Origin of the sequence: Methanoregula sp., from assembly GCF_002835825.1 — an archaeon.
Classification (GTDB): Archaea; Halobacteriota; Methanomicrobia; order Methanomicrobiales; family Methanospirillaceae; genus Methanoregula.
Window position 1 is genome coordinate 1 of sequence record NZ_PIZH01000099.1, and the last position, 6,568, is coordinate 6,568.

Below are 6,568 nucleotides of genomic sequence, written 5' to 3' on the forward strand. Positions count from 1 at the left end.
CCCCGGTCCAGTATGCCGATGCCAATGGCGTGCGGCTCGGGTACCGCGAATTCGGGAGCGGCGAGCCCCTGCTTGTCATCGTCGGGTTCGGGGCAACCATGGAGCAGGCGAACGACACCGCCATCAGTGTCCTTGCAGTGAACTACCATGTCTTCCTCTACGATCACCGGGGCATGGGGCACAGTAGCACCGGGAATGAAACCCCCACAATCCCCCTGTACGCGGATGACGCCGCGTCCCTGATTTCAGCGCTTGGTCACGAGAGCATGCATGTGTACGGCACATCCATGGGATCCTTTATCGCCCAGGAGCTGGCCATACACCACCCCGGCCGGGTCCGTAAAGTGATCCTGGACTCCAGTGCGTACAGTATCCAGGTCCCGGAGACCCGGTACCTGAAGGACTATCTTGAAAATATCGCAGCCGATCCCGCGTCCCCGCCCGGCCTGCGGGACGAGGCACGGGCAATGCTTGCGTGGAACGGGACAGAGGACCGGCTGCCCGGTCTGCACAAGGATGTCCTGCTGGTGGTCGGGACCGGGGACATCATTACTCCGGCGGGTCTCTCGTACCGGATGGCCGGGCAGATCAACGGGTCCTGGCTGGTCCGGTTCGAGGGTTTCCCGCATGCCGGCGGCGATGTCGCACCGGTTGCGTATGGGAGGACTGCCGTGCACTTCCTCCAGATGGACACGTCCCGGTAGAATCCTCCTTTTGTCCGGTTCCGGAGTATGTCTTTACCCCCCAGCCGGCACAAACCACTCTGCCGGCTATTATTGTTCTGGCCCGGTATCGCAGGGAACAGCACGCAGAATCTTTTTCGCCCTCACACCTTCTGCTGGTAGAAACATATGAGGAATGTTCTGTAAGCGTACTCTGTCGCAGGGTATCATTGTGTGTTCTGCGCACCTTTGATCCAGCCTGGCGTATAGTTTTTGTACTTCCTCTTGATATCATCGGGCAGACCCGCGTAGTTCCCGATGATCTTACGGCATTGCGGGGAACCGCACCTGCATTCCATCTGCCAGTCATCAACGGTGACTACCGAGTAGTCGAATGTGACCTCTTCATCTTTCTTTATGTTCCGCATTGCAGCCAGGAACACGTCCTTTACGATGCCGGCATTGGGATCGCAGGAATGGTTCGTCCTGACAGCGGGCTCCCGTGCTATGATGTAATCGCAGATGTCCACATTGAAGAGGTGATCCCAGACTTCATGGGGGATGCCCTCCATATTCTCGATCCGGATCCTCGGGCCGTGAAACTCGGCAATGACCTCGTCCTTTTCAATATCCCTCACAGCAAAGATCCCAAGGCCCATGCCCGGCGTTTCCTTCAGGTATACGAGTTCTTTTATTGGCATCTTGTCTCCCTGTTGTGGTGATATGGAACTGGGAACAGAAGAACCCTGTGCATAGGGGGAAAACCCCTCGTTATCGTTTGCCAGGGCTCCTCCCTCGTGTCGCTGCGTTCCCCGCAGGTATCGTTCCTGGTGCTGCCCCTCTCATTAACCGCCCGTGAGAAGACCGCGTACCGGAATGCTGAGCGCGTGCTGAAGCTTTCGTGAAGCGGATATCCAATCCATTGAACCCGCGTTGGAACAGTGTACTTCCTGCTATACACCTGCCGGGGATTTCCCAAGATATATGAGCAGCCGGTCCCCTGCCAGGATGCAGGGGAAAAGCATGGTGAAGCAGCCGATGATCGTGAGGGCCGGAAGCTCGGTTGACGCATATTCTAAGAACCGGGAGAAGTGCATCACGAGAGGGATGCACCCGATAACAAGGAGCGACGGGCCGATCTGCCGGGCATCGAGCCGTATCTCCAGGTACTTGACCGCGAAGAGGACGATGGTGTAGATGAGGATATACCCGACGTAATTGCCGTACGGTATCCCGAAATACGGAGAGCCGGCAGCCCAGTGCCACTCGTTGAAGTAATCCACCTGCACCGGGTCCGCCATCATGTCGATCCCTACGACAATCGCACTTGAGATAAATGACACGAAGAGTGCCCGCTTCCACCAGCTCTCCTGCGATGAGACGATGACGCCGTCCACGAGGAGGTTGGCGATGAAGTAGGACATGAAGAAATAGTAGGCATAGTGTTCGAGCCCTAAGAGGACGGGCGTCCCGCCGATCGAGGGCCCGGGAAATGCATCGGTATACGAATACGTGCCCCCGAACATGCCGAAATGCCCGCTCAGGAACTCTAAGGTCCAGAACAGGGCGCAGATCCCGAAAAACCCGATGAGGGCATTTTTGAGGCCCCGGAAGTACCAGAAGCAGCAGAATGCCGCGAGCGTTGCTGATCCCATCTTGATGTACGCCATGGCAGGAAGGAGCGGGAGGTGCAAACCCAGCAGCGGGAGCAGGTTGGCACTCAGCATGATGTAGACAAAGACCGCGATGGATACTATGGCGCCTGCAATGATCGCCTTGTTCTGCGATGGCATAGATTCCGGGACTATTCTCATGGTATTCACGCTCAGGCAAATGGTTTCCGTGAAGGCTTATAGCGGTTTCTCTGCAGTGGATCTCCCTGACCGGGTAGTGTACGGCCTGTCTGGATGTCAGCATGGTCCGCGCACCAGCACACGGCCGGCTCTTCGCCGGAAAAGAAATCTGCCCACGGAAACCCTTTTTCCCATCAGGATCTCAAGGTAACATGACTACAACCGTATGACCCACGCCCCCTCCAGATGGCAGGAAACGTGGATGAATCCACTTCGTTAAGCGAGTTGAGACCCTTGCCTTCCCGTAATCCCAACGCCCCGGCATTGAAGAGTTATGTGACGAGTATGACAAGGGATTACAGCCGGATATCAGATACTGCCGTGGCAATGGATTGTTACGTAATTTCCCGAATAGAATCCTGTCTTGCATCGATACGCCACACTCTGGCCACCATGCCGCCTTGCACCCCCTTTGTCATAGCAGACTATGGTGCAGCGGACGGGGTGAATGAATGCCAGCTCTTCGGGCGTATTGTCAATGGTATCCATACCGCGAATCCTTTATTAAAAATCAGGCTGGTGTATGCAGATATTGCAGACCGGGCACCGTTTGAAACGTTCTGGGAACAGTCCCCCCTGTCAGAGCTGGACTATGTCGAAGCTGAATACATCCAGGGCTCATTTTACGAATCGCTCGTGCCGGAAGGGAGCGTGAATCTCGGCTTCTCTTCAACAGCCCTGCACTGGCTGGATACAAAAAGCCGTGATGCTGCCTTCTTCCGGCATCCGGACTGCATCCAGGCAAACCAGATACCCATGCCCGAATGCACCCGGTTCATTGAAACGTGGAAGTCCGACTGGCGGAAATTCTTTTATGAACGCTCACGTGAAGTGGCCGCCGGAGGAATGCTTTTCCTCTCAAACCTGACCAGCCTTGGCGCTGACCAGTGGCCGGCATCGGCGGGATACAACAACCTCCGCGACATCTGCATTGCGCTCTGCCGGGAGGGCCGGATCTCGAATGAAGAACTGCAGGCCATTTTCATTCCGGACTATTTTGCCACACCGGACGAGATGCGGGCCCTTGTCGGGGAAGATGCCATCCGGCAGCACTTCTCCCTGCAGCGGATGGAAACTATGACCATTCCCTGTGCCTATTTTTCACGGATGGGCAACAGCATCGATGATCCCCGGCAGCGGCGCGAGCTTACGCACACCCTTGCCCGTGTCGTCAGGGCGTGGAGTGAGTCTTCCCTGCGGGTCGGTCTTTCCCGCGGCCATGCCGGTCTTGTGGATGAGATCTATAGTCGTCTTGAGGACCGGTTCTATAAAGAACCGAAGGGACTGCCCTACCAGTACTGCCTGATGGAACTAAAAAGACGGGAATTACGGGAGCCTGACTCCTCCTGAACCGCACGGTGATCCCGGGAAGGATGCATTCCCAGTAAAATATTGCGATCAGGGTGCCGCCGTTCCCGGTTCAGCGCCCGGATCCGGCACGATCTTCCCGTCAATCAGGTAGATCACCCGGTCGAAGTACTTCCGGTGCCAGTTTTCATGGGAGACCATCACAACCGTCTGGCGGAGGTCCCGGTTCAGCTGCCGGATCAGGTCCAGGATCAGCACCGAGTTCCGCGAATCGAGGTTTGCGCAGGGTTCGTCCGCGAGGAGGATTGCGGGGCTGTTGACGAGCGCCCGGGCAATGGCAACCCGCTGCTGCTCGCCACCCGACATTTCCCCGGGCAGGAAATTCACCCGGTCCTTCAGCCCCACAAGGGAGAGGATGTCCCGGCAGGTGCGGGTGCATTCCTGCGCCTTCATGCCACGGACCCGGGAGGGAAGATAGATGTTCTCCTCGGCGGTCAGCTCCGGAACAAGCGCGTAGTCCTGGAAGACATACCCGAGCCGGTTCAGCCGGAAGAGTGTCCGTTCCCGTTCGGGGAGCCTTGTGACATCGGTATCTGCGATGATAAGGGTGCCGGCAGTCGGGCGGTCGAGGAGCCCGAGGAGGTGCAGGAGCGTGGACTTGCCGCTCCCGCTTGCCCCCATGACACCTACGAACTCCCCTTTCTGGATCTCAACGTTGATCCCGTCCAGTGCCCGGACCTCGACACTTCCCCTCCCGTATATTTTTGACAGGTTGCTTGCGCGGATCATGTTACCCCCGGATCGCAGCGAGGATCTCCTCGCGGGTGGTCAGCCAGGACGGGATGTATCCTGCTATCAGTGCAACGAGGAAGAGGCTGATGATGGAGCGGATGACAAGGCCCGTCTCCAGCACCGGGGCAACCGGCCCGCCCGGGAAGACGAGGGGATTTGCGGCAAGGTACTGGAGCACAATGAGGAGCAGGATGCAGCCGCAGATGGTCCCGCAGAGGCAGATGAAGAGGGCCTGGAAGATGTAGGATTTAATGATGATCCGCCGGTCGATCCCGATGGCCTGGAGAATCCCGATCTGTTTTCTGCGGTACACGATGCTGATGAAGATGACGATGAAGATTACCACGACGGCGATGATCAGGCTCACCACGGTGCTGATGAGGTTGATGATGTCAAAGGACCCGACGATGGATTTCAGGAAGTCCAGGGACTTGTCCTGCCATGTCCAGATCTGCTCCTGCACGCCGTACTGCATCAGGAGGAGGCGCATCGCATTTTCATCACCGGTGGTGGTTGTCCGGACCAGGATCTGGTTGGCAGGGTCTTCATCTCCCAGGACGCTGGCAAGGTCGCGGCGGCTTATGTAGGCGTTGTTGTCGATGAGCGATGTCCCGGTCTTTAAAATACCCTTGACGCGGAACTGCTTTGTCACCCCGTTTCTGAACGTTACCTCGACGGTCTTACCCACGTCAACGCCTCCGAGGGTGGGCGTCCGTTCCACCTTCTGCTCCCGGTCCCCGGCAAGGGTGACGCCGATGAGGATCTGGCCGGTATCGCTGTCACTTAAGTAATCGCCGCTGATAATGCTCTTGTGCACCTTCATGACCTGCGATTCCCGCTCCGGGTCGATCGCGATCACGAGGGGCGTGGTGGATTTTCCCTTGTGGACAATCGTTGCCCCGGAAGAATATCGCGGTGTTGACGCAACAACGCCCGGGATCCGGTTGATCTTCCCGACAAGCGACGTGGGATTGCTGATCAAAAGCGATCCTTCCCGTGGCTCGACCACGAGGTTGGCATAGCTGTAATCGATGGTCTGCTGGTTGAAGAGGACGACTACCCCTGCGATGATCGAGGGGAGAAAGATGAGGTTGACAAAGACCATCGCGATGATCATGATGGTGAGAAAGAGGGTGCCCTTGTTTCCCCGGGCGATAATCCGGGAGGCAAGGAACAGGGCGACCTTCTCTTCCTCAAGCATCGCGGATGCCCTTCTTCCGGATCCTGAAGTACCAGTATCCTGCTCCTGCCGCGAGTACCAGCAGGAGGAGGACTGCGGCGATCAGGCCTGAGGAATCCCCGTCAAAGACCGTCATCTGCAGGTTTTCCTGCCGGGTCTGGACCCCGAAATCGTCCTCGTACTGCACGGTCAGGTTATAGGTATAGGTCCCGGGGTTTGCAGCCTGCAGGGCAAACACGGCCGGGGCATCGTTTTCCGGTTCGATCCTGCCCACGTAGGCGTCTTTGCTGCCCGGAAACGGGAGATCGATGGTGGCCTTCACCGAGTTGGCATTGTCGGTCCCGGTGTTCTCGAGCCGTATGACGAGCGAGACCAAGCTCCCCTTCCGGACCCGGACCGGGTCGGTCGTGAGTGAGGCGATACCGATCTTTGCCCGCCCTTTCATGTGGATCGCAAGGATCTCGCTCTGGGTGAGGATAGTACCATCGGCACCCGCATAGGTGAGGGTAAGCAGGACGCGGTTGAGGCCGATGGGGGCTTTCTTGTCGGAGGAGAAGACCATGTTGAGGGTGGCATTCTCCCCTTTCTGGAGCTGGCTGATATGATACGTTCCGGGAGTTGACGGGGAGATGGATGCGGTCGAAGAGTTTATCGTGAGCGTGAGCTGGTCTGCCCGCGAGAGGCCGTCATTGCGGATGATGACATCAACAGGGATGTCATCACCGGGGCTTACCCCGTCGGGGACGGTCTTCAGGACCGTGAGGGCAGGTTTT

General features: G+C 57.6%; 7 protein-coding genes. 2 read left to right on the plus strand and 5 right to left on the minus strand.

Annotated features, from left to right (window positions below; translation table 11 throughout):
* Positions 1-704 (plus strand): alpha/beta fold hydrolase (locus tag CW742_RS05120; RefSeq protein WP_292417399.1); only part of this gene is annotated, 704 nt, incomplete at its 5' end.
* 185 nt (positions 705-889) lie between these two features.
* Here the strand turns inward: CW742_RS05120 and CW742_RS05125 are convergent.
* Both CW742_RS05125 and CW742_RS05130 read right to left on the minus strand, forming a co-directional pair.
* Positions 890-1,363 (minus strand): SET domain-containing protein, encoded by a 474-nt coding sequence (locus CW742_RS05125; RefSeq protein WP_292417402.1) that lies wholly within the window; start codon positions 1,361-1,363, stop codon positions 890-892.
* A gap of 252 nt (positions 1,364-1,615) precedes the next feature.
* Positions 1,616-2,476, minus strand: a complete 861-nt coding sequence (locus CW742_RS05130; RefSeq protein ID WP_292417405.1) for a carotenoid biosynthesis protein — start codon at positions 2,474-2,476, stop codon at positions 1,616-1,618.
* Positions 2,477-2,908: 432 nt separating this feature from the next.
* Here CW742_RS05130 and CW742_RS05135 point away from each other — a divergent pair, with 432 nt between their 5' ends.
* Positions 2,909-3,865 (plus strand): hypothetical protein, encoded by a 957-nt coding sequence (locus CW742_RS05135; RefSeq protein WP_292417408.1) that lies wholly within the window; start codon positions 2,909-2,911, stop codon positions 3,863-3,865.
* Between the two features lie 48 nt (positions 3,866-3,913).
* Here the strand turns inward: CW742_RS05135 and CW742_RS05140 are convergent, their stop codons facing one another.
* From CW742_RS05140 to CW742_RS05150, 3 genes are all read right to left on the minus strand, one after another.
* Positions 3,914-4,612, minus strand: coding sequence for an ABC transporter ATP-binding protein (locus tag CW742_RS05140; protein ID WP_292417410.1), 699 nt, complete (start codon positions 4,610-4,612; stop codon positions 3,914-3,916).
* A gap of 1 nt (position 4,613) precedes the next feature.
* A complete protein-coding gene (locus CW742_RS05145; protein ID WP_292417413.1) occupies positions 4,614-5,816 on the minus strand; it encodes an ABC transporter permease in 1,203 nt (400 codons plus the stop codon).
* Positions 5,809-6,568 (minus strand): COG1361 S-layer family protein (locus CW742_RS05150; protein WP_369333008.1); only part of this gene is annotated, 760 nt, incomplete at its 5' end. The genes CW742_RS05150 and CW742_RS05145, both read right to left, overlap by 8 nt.

Bases quoted from the DNA above. Each gene is read 5' to 3' on its own strand.
- CW742_RS05125 (WP_292417402.1), bottom strand. From the start codon at position 1,363: ATGCCAATAAAAGAACTCGTATACCTGAAGGAAACGCCGGGCATGGGC.
- CW742_RS05130 (WP_292417405.1), bottom strand. From the start codon at position 2,476: ATGAGAATAGTCCCGGAATCTATGCCATCGCAGAACAAGGCGATCATT.
- CW742_RS05135 (WP_292417408.1), top strand. From the start codon at position 2,909: ATGCCGCCTTGCACCCCCTTTGTCATAGCAGACTATGGTGCAGCGGAC.
- CW742_RS05140 (WP_292417410.1), bottom strand. From the start codon at position 4,612: ATGATCCGCGCAAGCAACCTGTCAAAAATATACGGGAGGGGAAGTGTC.
- CW742_RS05145 (WP_292417413.1), bottom strand. From the start codon at position 5,816: ATGCTTGAGGAAGAGAAGGTCGCCCTGTTCCTTGCCTCCCGGATTATC.